The sequence below is a fragment of the Paraglaciecola aquimarina genome, from assembly GCF_032464635.1.
Lineage (GTDB): Bacteria > Pseudomonadota > Gammaproteobacteria > Enterobacterales > Alteromonadaceae > Paraglaciecola > Paraglaciecola aquimarina.
In genome coordinates this window covers 4,528,739-4,555,112 of the sequence record NZ_JAWDIO010000002.1, presented here as the reverse complement: position 1 = coordinate 4,555,112, position 26,374 = coordinate 4,528,739, and the positions used below count along the sequence as shown (strand labels likewise).

The 26,374-nt window shown below is 41.9% G+C and carries 24 protein-coding genes and 4 pseudogenes; 16 read left to right on the top strand and 12 right to left on the bottom strand.

Features of this window, described 5'->3' with window-relative positions:
- Window positions 1-178 precede the first annotated feature (178 nt).
- The 9 genes and pseudogenes from RS130_RS22615 (at window position 179) to RS130_RS22580 (ending at window position 8,316) form a co-directional block, all read left to right on the top strand.
- Window positions 179-1,330 (top strand): mandelate racemase/muconate lactonizing enzyme family protein, encoded by a 1,152-nt coding sequence (locus RS130_RS22615; protein WP_316027801.1) that lies wholly within the window; start codon window positions 179-181, stop codon window positions 1,328-1,330.
- Window positions 1,309-2,760: pseudogene (locus RS130_RS22610) on the top strand (aldehyde dehydrogenase family protein). Before RS130_RS22615 ends, RS130_RS22610 begins: the two are co-directional and overlap by 22 nt.
- Window positions 2,761-2,774: 14 nt before the next feature.
- Window positions 2,775-3,782: a sulfatase-like hydrolase/transferase gene (locus RS130_RS22605; protein ID WP_316027800.1), complete on the top strand. Its 1,008-nt coding sequence runs from the start codon at window positions 2,775-2,777 to the stop codon at window positions 3,780-3,782.
- Entirely contained in the window at window positions 3,766-4,269 is a 504-nt protein-coding gene (locus RS130_RS22600; protein WP_316027799.1) for an alkaline phosphatase family protein, read from the top strand. Before RS130_RS22605 ends, RS130_RS22600 begins: the two co-directional genes overlap by 17 nt.
- A 75-nt stretch (window positions 4,270-4,344) precedes the next feature.
- Window positions 4,345-4,776 (top strand): FG-GAP repeat domain-containing protein, encoded by a 432-nt coding sequence (locus tag RS130_RS22595; RefSeq protein WP_316027798.1) that lies wholly within the window; start codon window positions 4,345-4,347, stop codon window positions 4,774-4,776.
- 1 nt (window position 4,777) lies between these two features.
- Entirely contained in the window at window positions 4,778-5,335 is a 558-nt protein-coding gene (locus RS130_RS22590; RefSeq protein ID WP_316027797.1) for an FG-GAP repeat domain-containing protein, read from the top strand.
- 35 nt (window positions 5,336-5,370) lie between these two features.
- Complete coding sequence (locus RS130_RS22585; protein WP_316027796.1) at window positions 5,371-6,129, top strand: FG-GAP repeat domain-containing protein; 759 nt, start codon at window positions 5,371-5,373, stop codon at window positions 6,127-6,129.
- Window positions 6,120-6,296 carry an ASPIC/UnbV domain-containing protein gene (locus RS130_RS24020; RefSeq protein WP_428982882.1) on the top strand — a complete coding sequence of 59 codons (177 nt, stop codon included), beginning with the start codon at window positions 6,120-6,122 and terminating at the stop codon, window positions 6,294-6,296. The genes RS130_RS22585 and RS130_RS24020 overlap by 10 nt, the downstream gene beginning before the upstream one ends.
- Window positions 6,297-6,390: 94 nt before the next feature.
- Complete coding sequence (locus RS130_RS22580; protein ID WP_316027795.1) at window positions 6,391-8,316, top strand: CRTAC1 family protein; 1,926 nt, start codon at window positions 6,391-6,393, stop codon at window positions 8,314-8,316.
- A gap of 547 nt (window positions 8,317-8,863) precedes the next feature.
- Here the strand turns inward: RS130_RS22580 and RS130_RS22575 are convergent.
- A pseudogene (locus RS130_RS22575) lies at window positions 8,864-9,845 on the bottom strand (transposase).
- A gap of 275 nt (window positions 9,846-10,120) precedes the next feature.
- Between RS130_RS22575 and RS130_RS22570 the strand changes: the two are divergent.
- From RS130_RS22570 to RS130_RS22555, 4 genes are all read left to right on the top strand, one after another.
- Window positions 10,121-11,200, top strand: a complete 1,080-nt coding sequence (locus RS130_RS22570) for a YjgN family protein (protein WP_316027794.1) — start codon at window positions 10,121-10,123, stop codon at window positions 11,198-11,200.
- A gap of 87 nt (window positions 11,201-11,287) precedes the next feature.
- Window positions 11,288-11,554: a hypothetical protein gene (locus RS130_RS22565; protein ID WP_316027793.1), complete on the top strand. Its 267-nt coding sequence runs from the start codon at window positions 11,288-11,290 to the stop codon at window positions 11,552-11,554.
- On the top strand, window positions 11,551-12,267 hold the full coding sequence (locus tag RS130_RS22560; protein WP_316027792.1) for a M48 family metallopeptidase: 717 nt from the start codon (window positions 11,551-11,553) through the stop codon (window positions 12,265-12,267). Before RS130_RS22565 ends, RS130_RS22560 begins: the two co-directional genes overlap by 4 nt.
- Before the next feature lie 297 nt (window positions 12,268-12,564).
- Window positions 12,565-13,137: a hypothetical protein gene (locus RS130_RS22555; RefSeq protein ID WP_316027791.1), complete on the top strand. Its 573-nt coding sequence runs from the start codon at window positions 12,565-12,567 to the stop codon at window positions 13,135-13,137.
- Between the two features lie 578 nt (window positions 13,138-13,715).
- Here RS130_RS22555 and RS130_RS22550 read toward each other — a convergent pair.
- From RS130_RS22550 to RS130_RS22535, 4 genes and pseudogenes are all read right to left on the bottom strand, one after another.
- Window positions 13,716-14,221, bottom strand: a pseudogene (locus tag RS130_RS22550) (GGDEF domain-containing protein).
- Entirely contained in the window at window positions 14,190-14,486 is a 297-nt protein-coding gene (locus RS130_RS22545) for a hypothetical protein (protein ID WP_316027790.1), read from the bottom strand. Before RS130_RS22545 ends, RS130_RS22550 begins: the two are co-directional and overlap by 32 nt.
- 324 nt (window positions 14,487-14,810) lie before the next feature.
- Window positions 14,811-15,170 (bottom strand): hypothetical protein, encoded by a 360-nt coding sequence (locus RS130_RS22540; protein WP_316027789.1) that lies wholly within the window; start codon window positions 15,168-15,170, stop codon window positions 14,811-14,813.
- A 188-nt stretch (window positions 15,171-15,358) separates the two neighbouring features.
- Window positions 15,359-15,613: a hypothetical protein gene (locus tag RS130_RS22535; RefSeq protein ID WP_316027788.1), complete on the bottom strand. Its 255-nt coding sequence runs from the start codon at window positions 15,611-15,613 to the stop codon at window positions 15,359-15,361.
- A gap of 264 nt (window positions 15,614-15,877) precedes the next feature.
- Between RS130_RS22535 and RS130_RS22530 the strand changes: the two genes are divergently transcribed.
- Complete coding sequence (locus tag RS130_RS22530; RefSeq protein WP_316027787.1) at window positions 15,878-16,783, top strand: DUF2608 domain-containing protein; 906 nt, start codon at window positions 15,878-15,880, stop codon at window positions 16,781-16,783.
- A 452-nt stretch (window positions 16,784-17,235) separates the two neighbouring features.
- On the opposite strand, the gene RS130_RS22525 is transcribed toward RS130_RS22530, so the two are convergent.
- The 5 genes and pseudogenes from RS130_RS22525 to RS130_RS22505 form a co-directional block, all read right to left on the bottom strand.
- Window positions 17,236-17,838, bottom strand: a complete 603-nt coding sequence (locus RS130_RS22525) for a DUF4202 domain-containing protein (RefSeq protein WP_316027786.1) — start codon at window positions 17,836-17,838, stop codon at window positions 17,236-17,238.
- A gap of 190 nt (window positions 17,839-18,028) precedes the next feature.
- The gene (locus RS130_RS22520) at window positions 18,029-18,532 is read right to left on the bottom strand and encodes a nuclear transport factor 2 family protein (protein WP_316027785.1); all 504 of its coding nucleotides are present in this window, start codon (window positions 18,530-18,532) and stop codon (window positions 18,029-18,031) included.
- Window positions 18,533-18,630: 98 nt separating this feature from the next.
- Window positions 18,631-18,998, bottom strand: a pseudogene (locus tag RS130_RS22515) (siderophore-interacting protein).
- Window positions 18,999-19,050: 52 nt separating this feature from the next.
- The gene (locus tag RS130_RS22510; protein ID WP_316027784.1) at window positions 19,051-19,401 is read right to left on the bottom strand and encodes a siderophore-interacting protein; all 351 of its coding nucleotides are present in this window, start codon (window positions 19,399-19,401) and stop codon (window positions 19,051-19,053) included.
- A 97-nt stretch (window positions 19,402-19,498) separates the two neighbouring features.
- Window positions 19,499-20,224, bottom strand: coding sequence for an outer membrane protein (locus RS130_RS22505; protein WP_316027783.1), 726 nt, complete (start codon window positions 20,222-20,224; stop codon window positions 19,499-19,501).
- 146 nt (window positions 20,225-20,370) lie between these two features.
- Here RS130_RS22505 and RS130_RS22500 point away from each other — a divergent pair, with 146 nt between their 5' ends.
- The gene (locus RS130_RS22500; RefSeq protein WP_316027782.1) at window positions 20,371-21,255 is read left to right on the top strand and encodes a LysR family transcriptional regulator; all 885 of its coding nucleotides are present in this window, start codon (window positions 20,371-20,373) and stop codon (window positions 21,253-21,255) included.
- A 347-nt stretch (window positions 21,256-21,602) separates the two neighbouring features.
- Here the strand turns inward: RS130_RS22500 and RS130_RS22495 are convergent, their stop codons facing one another.
- Window positions 21,603-22,961 carry a carbohydrate binding domain-containing protein gene (locus RS130_RS22495; protein WP_316027781.1) on the bottom strand — a complete coding sequence of 453 codons (1,359 nt, stop codon included), beginning with the start codon at window positions 22,959-22,961 and terminating at the stop codon, window positions 21,603-21,605.
- Window positions 22,962-22,980: 19 nt separating this feature from the next.
- Window positions 22,981-25,317 (bottom strand): Ig-like domain-containing protein, encoded by a 2,337-nt coding sequence (locus tag RS130_RS22490; protein WP_316027780.1) that lies wholly within the window; start codon window positions 25,315-25,317, stop codon window positions 22,981-22,983.
- Window positions 25,318-25,624: 307 nt separating this feature from the next.
- On the opposite strand from RS130_RS22490, the gene RS130_RS22485 reads away from it, so the two are divergent.
- The gene (locus RS130_RS22485; protein WP_316027779.1) at window positions 25,625-26,371 is read left to right on the top strand and encodes a hypothetical protein; all 747 of its coding nucleotides are present in this window, start codon (window positions 25,625-25,627) and stop codon (window positions 26,369-26,371) included.
- The last annotated feature ends 3 nt before the right edge of the window (window positions 26,372-26,374 follow it).

The window sequence follows — 26,374 nt, the reverse complement described above, 5'->3', positions numbered from 1 at the left end:
GTTTATCCACCTGATTTTTCAGAATATATATTTGAATTTCAGAAGGGTATCGGTACTTTCTGTTAATTCAGTGTTATAAAAACATTGTGTTTTCAAACATCATATGTTTATATAAATAGCACAAGGGATAAATTTGGATAGACATCTAGGTCTGCCCCACAAGTAGGTCAAAATAATTATGAAAATTGAATGTATTAAAACTCACCATCTACGTTGCCACTTAGACAAGCCCTTTGGTTTTTCTCAATGGTCTTATGATCAACGGAACGTTTTGGCGATAGAAGTGATTGCCGACAATGGTGTTTCTGGGTGGGGCGAATGTTATGGCCCGGCGGATGTTATTCAAGCGGCGGTTGAGAAATTCTACGCCCCACGGATCTTAGGTTTCGATGCGTTGTCTACCGATATGATTTGGCATCACATGTGGCGTTCTTCTTTAGATTTTGCCCGTTCGGGGGTGATGATGGCCGGTATGTCAGGCATTGATATGGCGCTATGGGACCTAAAAGGTAAAGCGTTAGGTTTGAGTGTCAGTCAACTAATGGGCGGTCGCTTACGAGACAAAGTGCCTTGCTATGCTACAGGCATGTATTATCAAGACCTACCTGAAGACGAATTATTGCCGGCATTAGTATCGGAAGGCGTGAGTTATGCTAATGAAGGCTTCAAGGCCATGAAGATCAAAGTTGGAAAAAATCCAGAGTTTGACGAAAAATTCATTATTGCTCTGCGTCAAGCTTTGCCCGATACCATTTTAGCGGCTGATTCAAATCACGCCTTTGATTTACCCGAAGCCATTCGGATTGCTAAGGTGTTAGAAGATAATAATTATGCTTGGTTCGAAGAGCCTTTATCGCCTGAGCATCCGCATTTGTTCCGCCAGTTACACGAAAAAACCAACATTGCTATTGCCACAGGTGAATGTGAGCAAACCCGCTATGGTTTTCAAAAGCTAATTCAAGACGGCGGTGTGCAACTAGTACAAGCCGATTTGGCGTATTGCGGTGGTCCTAGTGAGGCACTGAAAATTCGGACGCTAGCTTCGGCCAATGGTTTAAATATGATCCCGCATGTTTGGGGCACTCAATTGAACCTTGCCGCAGCGACTCACTTTCTCGCATCAGGTTATGCGGAGCCAGGCCGAGCTGAAGAGAAAAAATTATTCTTAGAATATGACAGAACTGAAAATCCTCTTCGCGATAATTTGTATTCGCTTGAAGTGGAAGTGAAAAATGGTCATGCGACTGTACCTACTGCACCGGGTTTAGGTGTGGAAATAGATCTTGACGCCTTAAAAGAATTTGACGTATGTACGACGGAAACGAAATGAAAAATACCCAGTATAAAATGTTGATCAACGGTGAGTTGGTCAGTGCTAAAAAAACCTTTTCAGTGCTTAATCCTGCGACGGGAAAAGTACTAGCAGAAGTGCCGGACATGGATCCAGAGCAGGTTAGCGAAGCGTTAGACAGTGCCCAAGCAGGTTTTAAAGTTTGGTCTAAAGTGTCGTTGAATGACCGCGCAGTGTTAATCATGAAGTACTCGGCTTTGTTACAACAACATAAAGAGCAAATTGTTGATTTGCTGATTGCCGAAACAGGTAAACCTTTAGATAACGCTGAGTACGATTTTGGGATGTTGATTGACTGTTTGCAGTTTTTTATCGAAGAAGCGAAGCGTATTGAGCAACCGGTAATTGTTGATCCAGATGGACGTTTTCATCATTACGTTCAACGTCAATCTCTAGGAGTCGTTGTAGGTTATTTGGCTTGGAACTTCCCGCTACTTAATTTAGGTTACAAATTAGGGCCCGCTTTAGCCTCAGGGTGTAGCGCCATTATTAAGCCGTCACAGGTGACCCCTTTAGCGACCTTGTTATGTGCCGAACTTGCTCATAAAGCAGGCTTTCCAGCTGGTGTGGTTAATATCATTACTAGTGACAACTATGATGTTACCAATCCGTTGTTGACCAGTAAAATAACGTCGATGTTTACTATGATTGGCTCCACTGCATCTGGTGTGAAATGTATGCAAACGGCTTGTACAAGCGTGAAACACTTCTCGGTTGAATTGGGCGGCAATGCGCCAGTTATTGTATATGATGATGCTGAATTAACCAAAGCTGCTCACAACATAGTGGATCTAAAATATGCTAATTCTGGTCAGGTGTGTGTATCGCCCAACCGTTGTTTTGTACATGAATCTGTGTATGACGAATTTGTCGCTACCGCTAAAGCTCATGCTCAAGGTTTAACTTTAGGCGTAGGCCGCCAAGAGGAAGACTTATGGGCCCTCTTAGCAGTGAAAAAGAACGGACTAGTATTATTGCTAGAGTCGATGCCGCTGTTGCTCAGGGGGCTAAAATAGAGTTAGGTGGGGCATCCCAACGACTCATACTGACGGCTTTTTATGCAGCCAACTATTCTTTCAAACGTAAATCTAGAAATGGAAATTGTCAGTGATGAGATTTTTGGTCCCGTGTTAGCGGTTATTCCTTTCTCGGATGATGACGACATTATCGCTTTAGCTAACGATTGTGAGTATGGCTTGAGTGCGTATGTTTACACCACCAATCTTAAACGTGGTTTACAAGCTGCGGCTGAAATTGAAGCGGGTAGCGTGTGCGTAAATGAAGTGCATTATTCGGTGCAATTACCCCATGGTGGCTTGAAACAAAGTGGTGTTGGTAAAGATTGCTCTAAATATAGTATGAGTGAATATTTCACCACTAAACGTGTATCTATTTTAGTCAATGACTAGTTGAGGAAATGATAATGAAATTATTTTTAAAACTTAAAGTCCTAGTAGGCTTAACAGTTTCATCTTTATTGGTTATGCCATTGGGGCAGGCGGTAGAAAACGCTCACACTAATGATCTGCAAAAAGCTAACAAAAAACCAAATATTGTGCTGTTGTTTTCTGATGACGCTGGGTTTGCCGACTTTGGCTTTCAGGGCAGTAAGGTGATGATCACGCCTAATCTTGATAAGCTCGCCTCACAAGGGATGAGGTTTGAACAAGGTTATGTGTCTGATCCTACTTGTGGTCCTTCGCGGGCAGGCTTAATGACAGGACGTTATCAACAACGATTTGGCTTTGAAGAAAATAATGTGCCCGGTTACATGAGTAAAAACTCAGCCGCTGATGGCCGCGAAATGGGTGTTCCGGTTAGTGAAACCACTATGGGGCAATACTTGCAACAGCAAGGTTATGCCACTGCATTTTACGGCAAATGGCACTTAGGCGGAGATGATAAATTCCACCCGACCAAACGAGGCTTTGATGAGTTTTACGGTTTTAGGGGCGGTGCACGTAGTTATTTTGCCTACTCTAAAGCGCCACCTAGTGATCTTGACTTACTAGAACGAGGCTTTGGTAACTTAAAAGAACATGAGGGTTACTTAACCGATGTATTGGCTGATGAATCTATCGATTTTATTGAACGCCAAGTTAAACAGAACAAGCCGTTTTTTGCTTTTGTGTCATTTAACGCGGTGCATACGCCAATGGATGCTAGGCCCGAAGACTTAGCTAAGTTTCCACAATTAAGCGGTAAAAGAAAAACTGTCGCGGCCATGACTTTAGCGTTAGATCGTGCATCTGGAAAAATTCTCGACAAGTTGGTGGAGCTTGGCATAGACGATAACACTATAGTTGTTTTTACCAACGACAATGGTGGCCCAACCGATAAAAATGCGTCTGACAATTCACCATTAAGTGGTTCAAAGTCAAACCATTTAGAAGGTGGTGTTCGGGTACCTTACGTTGTTAAGTGGCCTTAGCAAAATACAAGCGGGTTCAGAGTATCCTTACCCAGTAAGTACCCTTGATTTATTACCAACGTTTTTTGCTGCGGCAGGCGGTGATACCCAAATACTTAAGAACATTGACGGCGTAGATTTACTGCCTTACCTAAATGGCACTGAAGCCGGGCGTCCACATGAGTTGTTATACTGGAAAAAAGACGCTAGAGCGGCAATACGTATGGGAGACTGGAAGCTGATTCGTTTCCCTGATCGCCCAGCGGAGTTGTATAACATCACCAGTGATATTCAAGAGTTAGATAATATGGCAGCCCAAGAGCCAGAATTGGTAAGAAGTATGTTTAAGACCCTATTTGCTTGGGAGTCTACATTAGAAAGACCTCGGTGGTTATTGCAACGTAAATTCGAAAACTACGATATCGATCGCATGGATATGTATCGTAAAAAGCCTATTGATCACAAACCTACACAAGGCAAGGTCATCTTAAAACCTCAGCTTCATTAGCGCTATAAATTCTTCAGTCGAGCGGTAAGTGGTATTGCTCGACTGAGGTCAGCTTCTAACCTGGAAATCATTACTATGCGTAACCCCATCATGCTCGTTGGTGTAGCTTTGACGTGCTTATTTGGCTGTCAAAATACTCACTCTCCAAGCGGCGAAAATCAAAGCTCTTTGCCGAGTTCGCAAGGCAGGACGCATAAAATAATCAATACATGGTTTGTTGAAGCCAATGAACAAGCACCTCTTGAAAAGCGCTCTCGTAGAAAGTGGGATGCGGCCGTGATTGCCGATTTAGACAAAGACGGCTACCAAGATATGCTGTTAACAGAGCATGCCGCCAAGGTGCGATTATTTTGGAATAACCAAGGTGTATTTGCTGAGCCTGTAGATATTGTCTTAGGTGATACCCATGGTATAGCTGTAGGTGATTATGACCATGATGGACGTATGGATATCGTGGTATCTCAGGGGGAGGGGGAGGCAAAAACCTCGTTATCCAAAAATTTTTAGTGTGAACGCAAACCGCAGCATTGTTGGTGGTGAAGAATTTACTTTGGTTGAACGCACTAGGGGCAGAGCTGCAAAATTAGTGGATAGTAATCAAGATGGTAAGTTAGATCTCGTGTTATCTGCATTCCCATTGCCATCACAGAAAAAAGGGGCAAACCATTTATATGTGAATCGCGGCGAACAAGCTGAAGGAGCTAAGCATCAGCTAGTGTTTGACACTTGGTTACCCACAGCAAAGTGGCTAGGGTATCGCACACTAGTTACAGACTTCAACAACGATAATATAAGTGATTTAGTTTTTTACGGCGGCAAAAATATGGTCGCAGTTGCGGGTGAGAAAGGCGGACAGTTTAAGAACGTTAGCTCTGCTGTATTTGCCAAATTGGCAAATACTAGTGATGTTAGCACCTTAGCTGAAATTGATTTTGATAATGACGGCGACTTAGACTTATTTGCTACGCGGGCTAAACACCAATTCACTGAACAACGTTATTACGATCAAGCTAGCCAACGCTTTGCTTTTTTGTTAGAAATCAAACATTCCGTTTTGATGATTTAACCATTAACGGCAATTTCAAATTAGAAAACTTGCAAATGGCGTTTCCGAACTTCGATGTATATCTTGGTAAAAATAAAACCCTGTATTCATTTAGCGAAGATAAACATGGTGGCCATCAAGTTGTATTACGTCCAGAGCAAGCGGCAGGTTGGCCGCAAGAATTAACGCATAAAGGGCTGTACATAGGTTATCTAGGTGATGGTGTATGGCGTATCGCCGGTGATACTCATTCGCCGACTGCAGGCGTAGTACACAACGTGATCTCTAAACCAAAGGTAATTGAAGACGCGTTGTTACCGGTCAAATTATTTGAAAATCGTCAGGGGACATTTGTTGATGTCACCGAAAAGTTAGGTATCGATATCCGCCAGCAAACCACTAGTGCCACTGTAGGTGATTTTGACAACAATGGTTGGTCAGATATTTTTATTGTGCGATACGGCAACATGGCGCAAGCCAACGAACAAATTTTACTGACCAATCAGCATGGTAAAAGTTTTGTGGCTGCGACTAATCACGGCCTTATCTCAAATGAGTTAGGGGCTACCGGTGGTGGCGCTGAATCATTTGATTTTGACAAAGATGGCGACCTAGACATGGTGTTTGCTAACGAGCGAGGTCGCTGGCACCTATTCGAAAATTTAACCAATCCTACTGTTAGTAGCCAAATAAACAGTGACGCCAATGCTAAGCAATTCATTATGCTCGAAGTAGGTGACTCCCTCAAGGTTTTGCCACCGCACAAGGTGCGAAATGGCAGTTTCAGGCTTGTGGCAATACTTATATCCGAGTAGTTGGGGCGACGTCGTCGGCATTTTCTCATAGTGCTAACAATCATTTACATGTTGGCTTGGGCCGATGCAACAAGATTGAGAACGCTATTGTTATGTGGAGCAACGGTGAAACACGTGCGGTTGACATGCCGGTTACCAACAAAAGCTACAAGGCCGGACGGTTCTAAATGAGGTGTTGCCAGTTTCAACAGTGTGCGCATTTTTGCCGAACATAATGCTACTAGTAGACAAATTAATCTGAATTTTATTAGAGAGACAACTATGCAACTATCAAAAATTTCATTCGCCATTTCTGTTTTGGTGTCATCCAGTTTATTGGTGGCATGCCAAAGTACTAGTAATCAGCTAGAGCAAGCTCAGCCTACCTCCAACATAGCTTTTGTTGAGGCGTTTGCCGACTTTCCCCGTGAAGAGAAAAACCTTCGCCAGTGGGATGCAGCAGTAGTTGCAGATTTAGACCAAGATGGGTTCCCAGATCTACTTTTGAATGACCATGGCTTTGCTGTGCGTGTCATGTGGAATAACCAAGGAGAGTACAGCCAACCATATGACCTGATCATGGGCGATATGCATGGTATTTCAGTCGCTGATTTTGACCAAGACGGGGATCAAGAAATCGTCCTTTCCAGAGGTGGCGGTTCTGGTAGTAACGCCCGCAATTCAAAAATATTTAGAGTAAGCAAAGACCGTCAGTTTACCCCAATAGCAGATTTTAATACGCCATTGGCAATGATGCGCGGTCGTACTGTTAAGTTTGTAGATGTAGACAATGATGGTGATGTAGACTTATTAAATTTTGCCTTTCCGGCTAGAAATTTTGCGGCTAAATCTGCAGGTTCTAAAGAGCGTAAGCAACAGAGTGAAAGTTATGTTTATCAAAATAACGGGCAAGGCGAACTAGTTTTAGCCAGTCTTTTACCGCCTATGCGGCAAGATGGGCAGAAAACGTTAATCACAGATTTGAATAGCGATAACATTGTTGATCTAGTGGTATACGGTGATGGGCCTGTCAAAGCGTTTTTGGGTAAAGGGGATTTTAGTTTTTCTGACGTCAGCGCGACCATCTTCCCTACACCGTTACTAGATGTAACTGGTGTGGCAGAAATAGACTATGACAATGACGGCGACATGGACTTGTTCTTTACTCGGGGTGAAGGTTTTGCCGCTGGCGAAACTTTTTATGATGCCTCGAGCAAAACTTGGGGCTTTTACACTAAGCGTGGAAAATTTGATTTTGATGGCCTAAAAATAGGGGATATTATAAATATCGAAAACCTTCAGTCTCAATGGCCAAACAAAAACCTGTATATTGGTGAATCCGCATATGACTATGAATTTGCAGGAGAAACGCATTCAGGTAGAGATCTTAGAATAGTTAATAGTGATGCCTTGGGCTTCCCTGATTCTCGTCCTAAAAAAGGAACCTATCTAGGTTATGTAGGTAATCAACAGTGGAAAATAGCCGGCGATATTTGGTCTCCGTCTACGGGTATAGTGCATGGCGTACAAGCCTATACTGCCAGTACACATAAACCTGGTTTAGAAAATGTACTGCTCGAAAACCGCGATGGTCAGTTCATAGATGTCACCATTAAACAAAATCTGACAGATAAATATCACTCTAATGGTGTCACTATTGCCGACTTAGATAACAATGGTTATCAAGATATAGTGGTGGTAGAGCGAGGAAATTTAGTCAATGTTAATTCTGCAAAGATCTATCTAAATAATGGTAGCGAATTCGAAAAAATGGCAGAACACGGCGTTGTGTCGACGGAGTTAGGGGCCATTGGCATGAGCGTACAAAGCGTCGATTATGACCTAGACGGACAAGTCGACTTAGTGGTGGGGAATGAAAGAGGGAAGTGGCATTTATTCAAAAATACCTTCGCAAGTTTAGGTAGCTCAACTAGTTTAGCGAATTATCTCTCGCTGGACTTTACTGATTTTACTTCTTCCAAACCTTCTGCACTCGGGGCTATGGTCAAAGTGAGCGCTTGTGGTAGTACTCAGAGCCAACGCATTGGTGCGACAGGCGCTAATTACTCGTTAAGCTCTAACCTATTGGTGCATTTTGGTTTAGGAGCTTGTACCCAACCGGCAAAAGTTCAAGTGACTTGGTCTGATGGCAGCGTCTCTTCCAAAAATGTGGTTAACTTTAATCAAAAAGTGTCGATTAAAGGTTGATAATTACTCCAATAGTGGCGTATAGATGACAGTTAGTTCATTTATGCGCTACCCAAAACTTGGATAGGGTAGCGTAAGCAAGACAGGATAAAGCAGGGTAAATCGACTCACTACAATGCTTATAGGAAAGAAGGTTAAAAACAGTAAAACAGTAAAATAGTAAAATAGTAAAATAGTAAAATATAACTGATAGCTCTTAGTTACTCGCCAGAAGCAAAAGTCAGCTCCAATTCCCCCTAAATTAGACACCCATAGTAGTAACTCTCTCAATAAATCCCCCTATTGAGACACCCATAACAAATTCGAGCTTTAAACCATCTCAGCTCCCGCTTTTCTAATCCCCCTATTGAGACACCCATATCAGCAATGGCTCTTAAACCATCTTAGCTCCCGTTTTTCCAATCCATTCGGTTTAAATTATGCGCCAGACAACCCAATTGACGATGTTTGCGGGTATGATGACGAGATTTTGTGGGGTGTGGTGAATGCTAGGCGTGCCTTAGCTTCAACAGTGATGTTGATAAAGGTCTGCGAAGTTAGAAAAAGGCTAAGCGTGTTTAAGTAGGGCTTTGGCTTTACCTATGCCTCGTATTTTTTGATGTTGGGTGTGTAGGCTGAAGTTTCGCATTAAATGTTCACTGCCTACGGCATAACAAAAGTGCTTTTCGAATTCTGTGGTTAAGGTCAGCCATTGTTCGTTGTTTAGGCCCAGCCTTTGTAGAATGGGGTGTTGCTGTGTATCGATTAATCCTGACTTATCATCTCTGATAACACGACCTGTGGTGTCGATGAGGTCGCAATAATCTTTTAGTGAAAAAGCGATGCCTCTCGGCATGTTTTGCCTGAGGGTTGCCAACAAATGGCATTAAACCTTTGGGTTGCTGGTGGTGTCTCAAAGCTTGTATCCGGGTTTGAATACTGGTGTGGTCAGAGTCCTCAGGTGTGTTGGCCATATTGGAGCGAATGGGGTTTAAGTCCACGTAAGCCATGCAGGCCAGTAGGGCTGATTTATCGAGTAGTGCTTGAGACTTAAACCGCCCTTCCCAGAATCTGCCAGTGCAGGCATCTTCTTTGTTGGCTTCTCGGGCTATGTACTCATTGAGATTACGCATCAACCAACTGATGTCATACAAACGCAGCCGGTAAATTTCAACGGTTTCTAGAAGGGTGTGCCGCTCACTCTTGCTCAACGTGTCATCTCGCATAAACCGCTGCGACAACAAGGTGCCTTTATGCAGTTGATGCCAGCGAACGAGCACTTGTTTCACCGTCCAGCGCTCAGCCAAAGGTTTGTTCACGCACAGCACCACATGAGTGTGATTGCTCATCACCGCATAGGCGCAAATATCAATAGCAAAGATACGGCTTAAATGAAGCAAGCGTGTTTCAACCCAAGTCCGCCTATGTTCATAGCTCTGGCCTGTCAACGTATCTTCACCACACAAAAATGAACGGCGAACACAGCGTGAAACACAATGATAATAAGGGGTGTCGACTAAACTGATTTGGCTTTTACGAGACTGAGGCATCATGGCCATCCTTGGTTGAATCACTACCATTAGTCTAGTTCAAATTGCGGATTCGTCGAATTTAATTATGGGTGTCTTGATTGGGGAGGGAACTCTAGGAGGATTACTGAGGTGTATGACAATACTATTAGTTAACGTTTTGTTAGATATTTTTATGAGCGGTCATTTTTTTCTTTCTAATTTTTTGGCTATCGCGTAGTCTACATATCCCGTTATTTGAGCTTCGCTTAAGTAAATGGGTGAAGGAATATCACTATAAAAATAGGAGAATAATTATGGAAAATTCCGCAATGGATACACCAACCTCAATTGACAACCAGTCAATCAAGCAAACTACAGAAGTAAAATTTTACGGTAAAACTGGTGAGTTTTTTGCCATATGGATAGTGAACTTATTGCTCTCAATTGTAACTCTAGGCATATATTCTGCTTGGGCCAAAGTGCGTACTAATCGTTATTTTTATTCAAATACAGAAATTGATGGCCATCGTTTTTCTTATTTAGCCGATCCCATTCAAATACTAAAAGGTCGAATTATTGGTGTAATATTGTTTGGCGCATATTTTCTCGCTTCGGCATTTAGTCCGATTCTGGCCCTAGTTATTATGTTGCTATTATTGGCTGCTACTCCGTTTCTAATCTGTCTGAGTATTCGTTTCAATATGAGAATGACAGCTTATCGTAATGTTAGGTTTAATTTTAACGGTAGTTTTGGTGACGCATTTATAATGTTTGTATTGTTACCTATTGCGTCAATTTTCACCTTGTATTTAATGATGCCTTGGGTGTTAAAAAAGATGGATGAATATATCTACGCTAATATCACTTTTGGGAACAAAGAAGTTAAAACTGACTTGAAAACAGGTGAATACTACATCGCCTCTTTCGGCGCGCTTATTATCGCCGCCGCACTTTTTGCGGTAGCAATATTTGCCATGGGGGGGACGTTAGCAGCGCTGCAAGATCCTGAAATGGCGGCGCAAATGCCTATGTCTATGCTGTTTATTGCCGTGGTTTATATGTTAGTGATATTTCTAGCCTCTAGCTTTTACACCGCCCGTATCCGCAATCACATTTTCAATCATTCAAATATTGATGAAGTGGCGAGCTTTAAATCTGAGTTGGGTGTCGGGCAGTTAGTTTGGTTGCACTTAAGTAACTTTGTAGCACTCGTTTGCACTTTAGGGTTTGCTATGCCTTGGGCTCATATACGTAGTGCTAAACTTTATGCTGATGCTACTCAAGTAAATGTCTTGACGGGCGCTGATAAGGTGCTGGCGGATGAATCTGGTTCAGCGAGTGCAGTGGCTGAGGAAGTCGCTGGTGTGTTTGACGTAGATATTGCGTTAGGTTAAAACAAAGATGAAAGTACAAGGACAGTTTTATCCCGAGGGAGGATCCCAATGTTTATTGGCTGAAGTTAGATTTAGCCAATCGGGAGTTTGGTAGTTACCGTTGCTGAGCAAGACATACGTATTGCTCAGCAACGTGATGAACTGGCAATTAACGATAAACTAGGCTCTATTCCTCGTGAAATAATTATACGAGGGCAAGGGTTGTTGTCTGTCGCGTCTACCCCTGATATAGACTTATGGCTAGCAGGCGGCAATAACTCAAGTCGTATCGCTAACTTAGAGAAAAGTCATTTAATGGTGCTATTAAGTTTAATTTTAGTACCAGCTTTTTTGTATGTTTTTTTAAATTTATGATCCCGGGGGTTGCGGTACATTTTGCCGATTATGTGCCTAATAAGGCGATTCAAATTGCATCGGAACATACCTTATATTCTCTAGATAAAACTCTATTGGATGAAAGTAAAGTAGATGCAAAGCTGCAACAGCGTTATCGAGAGCATTGGCAGCAAACATTAGGTCAACTAACTCTAGAAGATGCCCAATATAGTTTAAATTTTAGACATTCAGATAAGATGGGGGCGAATGCCTTTGCTCTACCTGACGGCACTATTGTGGTAACCGACGATTTGTTATCGTTGATAGACAATAACCAAGATCTGTTACAAGCAATTTTACTACATGAAATTGGCCATGTTGAGCGCAACCACTCTATGCGTTTAATTGCCGAGACCTTAGCAACATCATTAGCCATAGATTACTTCTTTGGCGATCTTGGAGGTATGATTGAAGTATTTGCAGGCTTGTCCAATACCATAGTACAAAATCAATTTTCACAGAAACTCGAATGGGAAGCAGATAACTTTGCTTTAACCCAAATAGAGGCTTTGGGGTTAGATCCTGAAAGTTTTGCATTAGCGATGGAGAAACTAGCGGAGTCCTTACCCGATGAGTCTAAGTTAGATACACTGATGCAATCTCATCCGTTGATGAAGGAGCGGATCGAAAATGCCAGAGCCAGAAAAATAGTGTTTGAGCCATGTACTTATCAAACTCTATTCGCAACCTAAGCGCTGTTATTTCAAGATGGTTTTATATTAAGAAGCATGCAATTAGTGCTGCTCTTAACTAATCTAGGGTGGGGCTTTGAACGCATGAATATCTGAATGGTGTACACCATAGTGAACGATTGAAACTCAAAGCCACACTTCAGGACTAAGGCCTAACCGCTCATACTTCTTTCTATTAAAGTCACTATTTTCAGCAGCTTATTGATGTTTGCTTAATTTACCAAATTACATTATTTGCTTTCCTTTTTTGTTGCTCGTGGCAAAATATGGCAGCGTATTATTTAATCTAAGTTGTTAATGAAAGCTGTTCCATTATTTAGAGCTATACCCCTTTTCTTGTTGTGTGTCTTTACGTTTAGCAGAGTTAGTCTAGCCACTGCTGCTGAAGAAGAGCCTGAAGTTAAATTGTCTGCCTCAGGTATTTGTCACGATCAATCCAGTCGTTCGTTCAAAAGAACCCAAAAGTTTCGGGCATTTGATTCAATTGCCAATTGTATTGCACAAGGAGGTCGTTTACCCAAGTCCAAAACTAAAGGCATGCACAAAGCGACGAATGAGGCGATTGAGCAAGGTAGATCTTTTACTGCGCTCTATGACCGAAAAGATTGGCCACATTGGTTAGACATTGATAAAGACTGTCAAAATACTCGACATGAAATATTGCTGCGTACATCCACTAAGGTTGTGTCATTTAAGTCTGATAAACAATGTAATGTATTAGCGGGAGAATGGTATGACCCCTATTCAAGCGAGGTATTTACTACATCTAAAGAGCTAGATCTTGACCATATAGTGCCGCTAAAGTTTGCTCATGGGCACGGCGCGAGTAATTGGAGCAGGGAGAAAAAGCCATATTTGCGAATGATTTAGATAATTTAATTCTTGCGCAGGCATCTTTGAATCGTCAAAAGGGAGCTAAAGGGATTAACGATTGGCTACCCCCTAACCATCAATACAGGTGCCAATATATTGCTCATTTTAACAGGGTGATGAACAAATATGACTTGGCGTATGTCCCCTCGGAACAAAGAGTGGTTAATCGCCTTGTCAAAGCTTGCGATAAGATAATTTTGACCGCGTTAACTGAAAATTAATCATACTTACAGTGTTAAAGATCAGCTAGTCAACAGATATACCAATGCCAATTTAGACACCCATAATCAATGCCAATTGAGACACCCATAACAATGCCAATTGAGACACCCATAATTATGCCTAACCAAGGCAGTTGCTGTGAGGTGTTTGCTATAGAGGAGCGTTTATGAGTTGGCTATACATCAGGATGTAAAGGTCTGCTAGTAGAATTTACTTTGCTGGAGGGGTTTTTGTTGCGTTGTATATGCATTAATTGGCTAAACGGCTTCGTTTCATACATGCTAACGGAAGCCGAGAATGGCTTTTAGGGCTAAAACAAAATGCTCTACGAATCACTTGAAAATGAGTTTCCGTTAGCTACAAATTTGATTTCTTCCCTGCTCTTTACCTTGATACAAGGCGTCGTCCGCTCGTTTAAACAGGGTGTCGAAAGTGTCATTTTCATTGACTTCTGCAACGCCTCCTGTAACTGACACTTTCAAGTCTAGCCCTTTACTAAAAGGTTTGGCATTAATAAACTCTCGTAGTTTTTGGCCTGTGTCGAATGCACCTTGCAACTTGGTATCAGGCAGCAAAACCAGAAATTCTTCACCCCCCAGCGGGCTAGTTTATCTTGTTCTCGAATGCCGTTTTGAATGATAGTGGCCCCCACTTTTAATACTTCATCACCTACGTCATGTCCGTATGTGTCGTTAATTTCTTTGAAGTAATCGAAATCAAGTAGCAATATACTAAAGGGGGTATTGGAGCGACGATAACGCTCGAAGGTGGATTGAATATGTTGCTGTAAGCCATATCGATTCAGGACTTTAGTTAGGGGATCGTTGTTAGCTAGGTTTTTGAGTTCTGCATTGGCCAACTCGAGTTGCTTTGGTACGTTGCGCCACTTTTGTTTCTAGTAAGCCACTCATTAGTTCTAAGTCGTTATTTCGCTCTTCTAGCTTTTCAGTTAACTGTAGGTTTTTATTGATAAAATTATCAAACCGACTATTGGTGACGAAACTCTGACCAGCGATAAAGAAAATGATTCCTAAGTTAAAAAACTCACCTGTATTTATCAAGTTATTCATAAACAATATATCGTTGGCGGCAAATAAAAATGTCGTTAAGGAAACTAATAACATGACATCTGCGCCTCTTCGTTTTTGACGTTTGGCGATCCAAGTTCTCCATAATATATATAGCATGATTGAGAGGGCGATAGCCTTGGTATGTAGCCAATGAATAACCTAAATAACGGGTCGGAAAAACCAAGGAAAAGGTCGAAAAGATTAAGCAAACAATATAAACAACTGAACAAAATTTGGGGTGAAACTCCCTAGGGTAACTTAAATGAAAGAAATACAAGGCCATAGGCATACCTGCATAAAAACTAAAAAAGTTTAGTTTGTTCAGTAATACAAAGTTGCCAATAATACCTGATAAGGCATAACCAATATGTTGAGCGGTTAATTCCCGTAAGAAAAACAATAAGCACAAACAAGCAAAGATGAGTGGAATATTGTCAGCTGGACGTAAAAAAACTGAATAAGTGAATGGATGATTGTTATCAACAAAGCCCCTAAAATAAACATACTCAAGGCCACTTTATCTCTTTGGTGAATATGTAAATCGTCGGCATCTCCTATTACTACAGGCGTCCACAAACCAGCCCAATTTGAGTGATAATTCGACACTTGTATCGTAATACTGAAAAATTCTAAACCGTTAGGGATCCTGACAATGGTACTGTTGTAATAAGGCTTAGCAGTGGTGATTGAATCTTCTACAACTCCACCGCTAGCCAGCAGTTCTGAGTTTAAATACATTTTGTAAGCACTATCAATTTGAGGAATATGCAGTGCTAAATTATGAGTCTTTTTCTGTAAATGTACGTTGAGGTGATAGGTTGCTAGTCCAATAGCGGGGTAATCATTACTGTCTGTCTTATCTTGCCAACCTTTTGTGCCTTTTATAAAAGCAGCAGGAGTACCAGAGGATTCGATTTGCTCTGGGGTCAGTAATTGTTTCCAGAAAAAATACCAATCCCCGTTAACGCAATGGTTTTGTTTTTAGTTAGATCGGTTGGCAAAATAAAGAGTTCACCTTTTACCGCCTCTTTAGCGACAGGTTGTAAAGCGACGCTAAAATGATAGATAAGAGGCAAAAATATCAAAGAAGTGATAATAAAAAGAATGATGGATAGAGGTCTAGACCAATTGACTCGTTGAGGTTTTTGATGCGTGGCCTCATCTTGGCTCGTTTGGAACACTACCATCTATCCTTAATTGGTGGAGAATAAAGACTAATATTAACAATATAATGGATTATTTGTATGCAAAGGTTTAGTTATTTTGTATGCCTAATTCGATATGTGCGGAACAACGTGGCTAGGTTGTTAGTTGTGGCCGCGATTGTAAGGCCTTGAACTATTCAAACTCAGGCTGTTTACTGTGCTGAATTCAGGGGAATAATGTATTATTGCTACTTCATTTTATCTCTCACCAATCTAAAAGCTGAAGTATCAGGAGCAATTATGCAGTTTAGACCTACTTTTCATGGCGCAATTATCGCACTAAGCACGGGTTTATTGTTAACGGCTTGTGCCTCTGACACCGCTACTTCTCGGGCCCATTTACTAAAGAGTGAAAGTGCCCCCTTGAGTGTTGTCTACCAAACGAAAGAGTTGCAAGACGCGGCTGATAAAGCTAAATCCCTAGATAAAGACTCAACCTTAGTCGTATTTGATATTGATGACACACTTCTCACTGCTACTGAATTTTTTGGCAGTGACAAGTGGTATGACTGGCAACGAGGCAGAGCATTGAATCAAGCAGGAGATTTAGTCAACATCGCTACTAGCGACAAAGTGAATTGTTTGTTTGATGTGCTTGGAATGGTATTTGAAATTGCTGTCAATCGGCCCACTCAACCTAACATGGCTGACATTGTCGCAGGAGTGAACAATGATGTTGTAATTTTGACGGCGCGTTCAGGTGCCTATCGCGCTGCGACTATGCGTGAACTAGCGAGAAATCAGTTGAACTTCGCAGATAACTCTCTCGCTCCAACCGATATGGGCTACCACTATGATTATACATTAGGTGGGCGAACTGCCCAGGTGAGTTATGTCAATGGTGTGTTTATGGTACAAGGTTTGAACAAAGGGGTTTTATTACTCGATTTACTGAAGAGAAGTGGTAAACAATATAAGTCTGTAGTGTTTGTGGATGACAAAAAACACAACATTGACAATATGGCCAACGCCTTGAAAAGTGCCAATATAAATTACTATGGGTTCCATTATACACGTATTTCAAAAGCGGTTTCAGAGCATGAAGTTGCTCAAGCAAAAGCCGCAAATATAGGGTTAAATGCCTTGCTTGACGCACACTTTGTCGACCGTTCTACACACCTTTCACAAAGGCAGTGCGATTATTAGCGAAGTGCGTTTGAGTCATAAACGTCGATTCGCTTGTATATGCTAGCGCTGTTTTCATTGGGGGAACCGACAATCTGTGCTCAATAGCAATTTGAGCAAATAACTATTCTTTCATTTTAGCGTCTCGATTGTGTGCATTTAAAATCTCGCTGAATGTAGATTTATTTACCGGCGTTGGTTATAGCCTGCCTCGATTTTAATTGAGTTTGATAGGCGCTGTACTGTCGTAGTACTGGCTCATGACTCAAGCGGCTACATGCTTATTTAACCTGAGTTCTGGATAATTGCATCACGCTTTAGTAATAGGAATGTTGCGCTGGTCTGAGACTCTAAGGTACAAGACTTCTTATATTCCTACGCTTGTTACTCTAAATTTGGCGATAATTTTTTATCGCCAAAATCATCGGCGTTCAGTTGTTAACGGCAAAGTCTTTAATTTTAGTTCGCCAAATCTACGCTTGTACCGCCTTCAAAATTAATGGTGTTAAAGGTTCTGGAAGGGTGATATTGCCAGCGAGTACAAAAGCATGGGCATCTTCAGACATTTTTCGCCAAGTTTTACGAATAATATCTATCCATTTTTGCTCTGTGTAATCTGTATGCTTTTCTGCAAATGCCAACATATAATGTTCAATAAAAACTAAACTCGCTACGTCTTCTAGTAGTTGCGCATCTGGATTGGATTTAATACCTTTCTTTGCGACTGCATTTTTAGCACGAAGGATATCTTGTTCATTAAAGCCTGCTTCTGCTAACGCGTTGCCTACTTTGTCTGCATGGAAAACATAAAGGTCGCTACGCCATTTATGATAGCCCTGACGATCCATCGGATAGGCGTTACGTGGAGATTGCCAGCGCTGAATGTGTTGGCCCCGTATCGCTAATTTAATCGCATGATCTGTGTCACTCTTGTAACGTTCTAGCATGTCAGACATACGCAAGCTATATAGCAACTCTTTAGGCCAATCTTTGCCATCAGCGTGTTCTACATTTGGATCTTCACTGTTAGCATTGTCGATAAGATTAATGGCTTGTTCATAAGCTGCTTGGGTCATAAGTTTGCTCCGTTAAAAATTAGGCTGAATATCTTTTTAGTTGGCAATATTACCTTGAACTGAAAGAGTTTGGCTGCAAGAATTTTTAATTAGTTTGCATTTGGGGAAAGTTGGCAAAGGGCGGATAACCCGAAAGTTCGCTAAGTAGCTAGCTTTCGGGGTACAGTGTCGGTAGATTATTAACAATATCCTATTTTACTTGAGTAGCGTGAAATGCTTCAGACACAGCAAAGCTATCTTCCATCCAGTTCCAGCTTTTTACTTTGCCATCAACTACATGCACACGTACAGTCCAAGTGAACTTTCCTGTATCAACACCCGTGTTAGTGGCTATTGCACTCATTGTTCCCATGAAAACTGCTTGTTCGCCATTCTCAAAACGGTAGTCTGTTGTCCAGCTAGTAACCTTTAAGCCAGCGCCAAATGCAGGCATAAACGTGTCGAAAACAGCTTCTTTACCCTGCCATGGGCCTATCCAAGGAATAGATTTGTCACCTTCGTTGTGCCAAACAAAATCCTCTGTCATCAGTTCGTTTAGTACGATTCCGTTGCCCGTTCCAGCAGCCTCTAAGAAAGCTTGGGCAGTCGCTAGTGTACCTTTAGTCTTAGCTTTACTGCTATTATCTGTGGCTTGGATTGTTGCAGAAGTTAAGCTGCAGACGACTACTAGGGTTAGCATTAGTTTATTTTTCATGTTGAATGTCCTCTATTAACGTGTTGTTTTTAAATTGGTTTGTTGGTTATTTAGTTAGTGCGCCCATGTCGTTAGAACGCCATAAATGGCCGACTATTCTATTGACTATTTTGAGAATCTTGTTGTTTGATGACTTTGTGTCCATCTTCCGTCATGCCGTTTTTCCAATAACTACTGATGTAGATATGTTCCCGGTCTACGTGTTGCGCATCCTGAAAATAGCTGCGTAATTCGCGCATATCGTCAAATTCACAGGCGGCCCAAATAGATGCAATGCCATCTAACCAAGGCAGTGACTTCACTTTTTTAGCAGTGACCTGCCCTGAGTTAGCCAAATGAGTTGCACATGTTGTGGCGCTGCGAGAGATTGAATGTCGTCTTTGTGGCTGACTTGAATCACGGCATATCCTTTCGCTTGAGACGGTAGCTGACGAATTTTGGCGGATAGGGCCGGTAGCGCGGTCATATCGGCTACCATCATGAACCAATCGGCTTCTGTATTTATCGCTTTAGTACTGCTAGGGCCCTGCAATGGTGACTGCGTCTCCTACTTGCGCAGATGTCGCCCAGCGTGTGGCAAAACCGCTGGTTAAGTCGTTGCTAAAATGGCGAACGAAGTCAACTTCAATGGTACGATTTGTTCTAGAAAAACGTCTTATGGTATAGGTTCGCATAATGGGCTGTTGACCTTGCGCCACTAGGCTCAAATCAGTGCCTCCAGCTTGATTGAATAAAAACTTGATATAACTCCCTTCGCAGTCTTTGGGGAAGTTAACCAGTTCATCCCCTTTTAATACCAAGCGCTGCATATTCGGAGTGATTTGGACTATCTCTACTACTTTTAGTGGTATTGGTACTGGTTTCTTCATAACGTGCTCCAAATAAAGCCTTTCAAATAAAACAATCGAAAGGGTGTTAGATAATGGTCGAGGGAAGGGGATGCCTTACCGAAATTTTCTTATAATTCTAGAAGTGAATTCGTAGACCCAAAGACAGTTCATTGCTTGACAGATTGCCTATCTCGAAGCCGTCGGTAAAAGAGTCTTGCCCAGTTTGCACATCGCCAAACGAGGCATATTGGTATTCTGCATAAATTGAGGTCGTGTCACTTAGCTGATAATTACCCCCAAAGCCTAGATTCCATGTCAACCCAGTAGAATCATCATCGGCGTATGCGTCATAAAAGCCATCTGTTTGGCCATCAAAGGCGTCAAATGCTGCCACACCTGCACCGCCTAACTTCGCGGAATAGCTATTGTCGGCCATCCCTAAACCTGCTTTGATATAAGGGGTAAAGGCCGTGCTATTTTGAAAGTCATAAAAGCCTTCAATACTTAACGTGGTGCTTTTTATCTCACCATTTAACCTATACTCTTCGCCGTTTCGTGCACCCGTGCCAAACTGAGTCTCATTGAAACTACTTTCGCGATAAGCAATTCTCGCTTCTACTCGGAACTGTTGGTTAATGACATAGCCAAGGCCAATGCCACCGACAGTGCCATCACCGGCATCAAACTCAGCGGGGAAATCGGGATCTACAGCAATGTTGTTACCAATGGCTTGTGAGTCATTGATTTGTTGGCTAACGCCGAGTTGCGCAGTGCCGTAAAAGCCTTCTGCTTGGGCTAGAAGCGGGGCTGTTAGCGTTAGGGCGATGACTAGCGCTAGGTTTTTTCTGGTGTTGCTTATCATTATTTATCCTGTTGTATTGGCTGTACTTGCAACATGAGTAGTGCATGTTGCGGTGTAGTTTTATTGAAGTCAGGAGGATCATATCTTTCCACTATTAATCTGAATATATGCAATAATTTGATTTTATAAATCTGGAAAACAGAATAATGATAAATCATCTACGACACATGGCAGTGTTTGCCCGGGTAGTGGACGAAGGGTCTTTCCGCCGCGCTGCAAAAACATTAGATCTGGCGCCGTCTCGGACTAGTCAGACAGTGGCAGACCTTGAGCAATACTTAGGTGTAACCTTGTTATACAGAACCACTCGTAAACTGGTGCTGACTAATGAGGGGCGTAAGTTTTATGCTCACGCATTGGAAGTCGTCAGAAATGCAGAGGCAGGTGTAAATGAATTAAACGCACTTTCGCAACAACATATTGGCGCTTTGCGAGTGTCTCTGCCGGTATTTCTTACCTCCTCCACCATTTCAAGCGCAATAGCTGATTTTGCCAAGCAATACCCTAAAGTCTCGTTGTCTTTGACCTTTTCAGATCACATTGTTGATATTTTGAACGAGGGTATCGATATGAGTATTCGAGTTGGTTGGTTGCAAGATAGTACGATGATGGCCCGTAAGTTATATGAGGGCCAGCGCTTACTGGTTGCGAGCAAAGCATATATGGCGACTAAAACGACGCCATCCCATCCAACAGACTTAGTCAATTGGGATTGGATAAAATTTGATATACGAACTAATTCTGTTGAATTCGAATCTGTTACGGGGGAGAAAATATCTGTTTCTGAAAACTCGAACCTGACAGTAAACAGCGCCAATGCGTTGTCACATTTTGCTAAGCAAGATATGGGGTTAGCTTATGTACCTGAACATATTGTTGCAGATGATATTAAAACCGGTGACTTAGTTCATGTTTTGCCGGATTGGAAACTAAAACCTTTGGGGTATTATGCCGTTTGGCCGAATAAGTCACGACGGGAAAATCTGACCTTACTTTTAGTGAGATTTTTGGCTGAGCGCTGTGCTTGTTAGATGCCAATAGATCTTGGCTAACTGTATTGAACCCTGGATAACGCTCTTTTTGTGTCTAGCGGCGTTGGATTGTCTAGCAGTAACACGTTATTTCGCACAACAATTCGCCTTGCTATACACTAAAAATTTCGTTACCGAGTAACATTTAGCTGAGGTTGTGTAGATAAAATATATTAACTTATTGAATTGTATTGATATTACTTAGCGAAAGAAGTGCTTAGCTTAAACGATATTTCTTATTCAGAACTCAGGTTAGCTAACGAAAAAGCCTTTTAGCATGGAGATTAAAAGGCTTTTTATTGCGGTTAATTTAGGGTAACCGATTGTGCTTTATTTGTGGCGTCAATTTAGGGTGTTGTCACGGGTTTGATGACTATGTTGTCGATATATACATCGATGCCCGCACCGTCGTTGGCAAACAAGTACAAGTCTAGTCTCGCTTGCTGATCTAAATTGGTCCAGTCTTGTTGGGTGCGGGTGACTGTTACCGTTTTCCATTCGGTTGTTGCTGCAAACCACGTTTCAACGCGTGAATCCCAAACGCCTTGTACTACATTTCGGAAATATCCGGAGGTATTACCGTTGTTTGATTTTATATCAAAACTGATGGTGTATTCTTGGTTTTCGCCTAATCCTAAATCTTGTGGCGTAACATCTGGAGCAAGGTTTATTCCGGTGTTGCTATTACCATCAGAGGTAAGGTGTAAACTCTGTTGTCCATCAGTGGCCGCATGCGTGGTTAAGGTTATGTTGGTGGTTTCGTTGTTTTCCCAATAGCCTGCCCAAGGCGCAACCGTCGCTTCTTCAAAGCTAGGATTAACGTTGGCCAGTATATTATTGTCGGGCTCAACGACCACAGGCGTGGTGTCTTCTAATTTAAAGTTGTCGGCATACCAAACGCTTCCCTGTGTTTGCATATTAACCTGGATCAGGGTACCAGTGTCTGGCCAGTCTTCGCCGGCAATGTCTTTTTCTACCAATATCCAGTCGCTAGGCGAAGCCGCTGTGCCATGCCAAGGAGCTTGAGAAGAGGCTTTGTATCCGCCATTATTATTGACTAGCTGTGTAAAGCCGCCAGCCCAACCGCTGCCAGAGACTCGCTTCATATAAAAGGAAAATGTAAAGGTTTTACCGGCTTTTACTAGTCCCTCAGGTAACACGTCTTCGTCGATCAATATGCCCACCCGACCGTCTGTGGTATCAAATTTTACACCGAACTGGCCGTCTTTTGCGGCTTCTTCTACCACTTCAGCCGTGCCTTGTGTGTCCCAACTGAATTTCCAGTCGTTGAGATGGCCCAGTTCAACCCCTGCATTTATACCAAGTAAGTTACCTTCTTCTGGCACAGGGGGCGTATAAGGGGAATTAATTTCAATGTTATTAATTGTGTGCGTATCTACAGCAGTGCGCCAGTCTCCGTCTACTGCTCGTAGTGAAGCAATTAACCTGTAACCTTTGCTAGGCGTTAGTTCTTCATTAAAGGTTAAGCTTAGGCTTGTTTCGGCCGAACCCGCAGATATGGTTGTTTTTGTCGAGCCTAACCATTCATTGGCCGGAGAATAAAGCTCGAATGCAACATCTCTGTCTGAGTCAGAAGAAAAAGCAATATCAAGGGTTAAGGTGTCGGTAGGATCTAAGTTCGCTAGCTCCGTTTTAACCGCAACCGTGTTTCTGATTGTCAGTTGGTCTTTTACTTCCAGAAACAAGGATTCTGTATATCCGCCATCATAAGTGGTTGCGGTAATAGTGGTTGTGCCAAGGCGCTATAGGGCTAACTACTCCATGATCATCTACCGTTGCTACACCTTTAGAACTTGACGTCCAAGTGACATATTGATTGCTTGCGTTAGTGGGTAACACTTGCCCTTGTAGGCGATAAGTATTGTCTTTATTAATGGTTAAGTCAGTGTCTTTTAACGTGAAACCTGTCACAGCAGTATGCTTATAATCTTCCTGAGTATCGACTTCTAGTACGAGCGAGCTAACATGGCCTTGTGTGTCAGGGAAAGTGAGTTGTACTGTGTTATTCGCTTTTAAGTATTTTGCGGGTACAGGAATATCGATGGTACCGAAAAAGTCGCTACGGGTTGCTTGGTCGTATCCTTTCCAGTCATTTGGTACAGTCACTGCGTGGCCATTTACCGTAACCACTGGTTGCTTAGATTTGTCATGCTTACGGCCAATACTCATTTTCAGTAGGGCTGTATTTTGTCCATCATTATAGCCATGCTGCGAATAATGGTATTGCAAGGCAGCTTGAGTCGTGCTCGAACGGCCGGCTCGCGTAACCAAGTTTTGGTAATCTCTCGAAGTACGCCAAGTGTCGGGGTATTTAGCTAGAATCCTGGAAAATTGCTTATTGTAGCTACGTAAAGTTGATTCATAGCGCTTCACGTTCTTACTATTTATTGCATCTACAATAGCTTGGTCATAGTGAATATTTTCCGCATAGGCATCGGCGAAGCTTAAGTTATCTTGGTTAGTAACTACATTAGAAAAATCAAAGGTTATCGAGGCATTTTCAACAATAGGTTGAAGGTAAGTATCTGCATAATAACTGCTAGTACGGGTAATTTTATTATGGGTGATGGGCTCTGCATAGTTGTATTCTAATACTGCCGTTTCGTGGCCAGCTAGTGTTAACTGGCTCGGTGCTTGGGCTACAATAGTATCGGTATAAATGGCGGCTTCATCGTAAGGTACGTCTAAACGCTTTATTCTCACATTTACTAATTCAGCATTGTGCGGTACAAAGTCTAAGCTGACATCTTTGCTATGGTCTTCGTAATTGTTCAAGGCAATGTAGACTTTGTTGCCGTATACAAAAGCATGGGCAGCTAAATCGGGATCTTGTGTATCTATGGTTGCCCTGTGGCCCTTAACATCTTTCCATAAATAGTAAAATTTGGCTTTTTCGGTGGGCAGAAAGTTGTTTACTTTGCCGGCCACGATACTGTCTAAATCGGGACGAAGCACAGTGGCCGAATAAGGCTGGAAGTCGTTGGCCTCGTAAAACCATTTGGCTGTGCCTGTAATAAATGGAGTTGAAGTGAGAATTCGGTCTTCTCGACTTAAAAAGCTAAACAACAAATGGTTGTAAGAGCGCAATTCTTGAGAGCTCTTTTCAGGGCTATACTCGATTGGATAACCGTCGATGATACCACCATATTCGCTAAACGCGTGGGGTTTTACTTCACCCCACTTCATATGACTGTAAGTTTCGATAATATCAATGATGGCTTCGGCATTACTACCTGAACGAAAATTGTCTTGGCCGGTTACGTTTACCCCATCATATAAATGATAAGACAAGCCGTCGATATTTTCGCCAGCGACATCCATAAACATTTTCATTCTGGTTTCCCAGTTAGAAAAGTCATTTAGTTCGAAGGAAGGCCAGGCCGAGGAAAAGCCGATAACATTTGTACTTAATCCTCGATCGTCAAACTCTTTGCCAATTTCGTTAAACCAGTTTGCCATGTGTAACTGCATTGCCTCGTTGGCCACTGGATCCCATGGTCCATCCACAAAATCGGAGGCATGTACAAAGGGTTCGTTCATGGGTTCATAAAATACCGGACGTGTTTCATCATCAAAATAATATTGATAATAATCAGCAGCCCATCTCGCGCCATCGATAGGATCGTTATTCTCAACAATTACATTATAAGGGTGCTCAGTATTGATGGTGCGGCTTGAACCGTATTTGTACATGGGATGAGCTTTAGCTGCTGCGTTAGCGATAGGACCATTGAGCATGGCGTGTTCGGTACTAGGATAGTTTGCACTGCCAGCGGCTGACATTGGCCCCCAAAATGAACGACCATATTCGGCGTTTAACTGGTTCTTAATATAAAGTTGGTCTATTTCTGCTAGGCCAGAATCCCCACCTCGAGTATGAATATTGAAAAATTTGTTTCTCTGCAACTCAGAAGTATCACCAATGTAATGTTGGCTGTTTAGGTCTATCTTGACCTTAGCTGAATCTGCTAGTGATATGTTAGGTGTACTTGCAAGTAATAAGCTAAGGGCCAAATAAGTTCTATTTAATCTAAATTTCATCTTGTTTGTCTCGAGGTTTAAGTATGTTTCATTTTTAAATTAACATTATTTACATATGAATAACAAATGTTGAATTTAATTGATTTTAAAAACTACTAATTACTGGTTTTTTGTTTGTGTTTATTGTTGTTAAATATCAAACACTTCGCTTTTAATTGTCTTTCTAATGGTTATATTTGTGTTTTTATGATATTTCGATGGGTTTGCAAAATCGCAATTAAAGCATGAAAATTCTGTTAAATTGTTTACATATGGTTTACATTGTTTGTAATTGTTATTTTTAATATATAAATTAATGGGTGGGAGTATGAGGTTAAGTAGATGGTTGTTGATGTTGCCAATGATATTACCTATAGGCGTTGCACAGGCGATTGTTATCCCAACGGGAGTCAGTGTTGAAGGGACAGTACATTTTGACGATTTGGGGTCTTATGTAGACTTAACGACGCAAAATGATGGTATGGGAGCCGGATCTACATCTAGTGCAATCACCGATGCAAACGTCACTGGAGATAACCCAATCTCTTCTCAGTTAACCGATCCGTTGTTTATTCGCTCGAGTTTGTCCGCGGAAAATTTAGACATTGATTTTGAATTTGTGTCTTATTTTTTCGAGGTGACATTAGAAAATAACTTAGCGAATACTACCGAATTCTTCTTCACTTTTAGTTACAGCCAGCAGGCTGATGCTACGGCCAATGACAGTGTTGGCGGTGATGCGTTTGTCGATTCAAATATTGAGTTAGAGGATGAATTGGGGAGCAGTTTAGTTTCTTCTTATTTAGCATCTAATCTAAATGATGGCTTACAGATTTTTACCGACAGTTTAGACTTTTCGTTTGTAGTGGGCGCTTCTGAGCAACTGACGTTTAGTGGTTTGGTTGATTTAGTCACTTATAGTTATGATGTATCTGAGTTTTCTTTGGTAACTGACGTTTCTTTGGCTTTGACCAAGGTTGAGACGCGTGCCACTGATGTGCCAGAGCCAGCAGTATGGTCATTCTTTTTGCTTGCAGGTATGTTGATGATGAGAAATAGAATATGTGAAAAATAACTG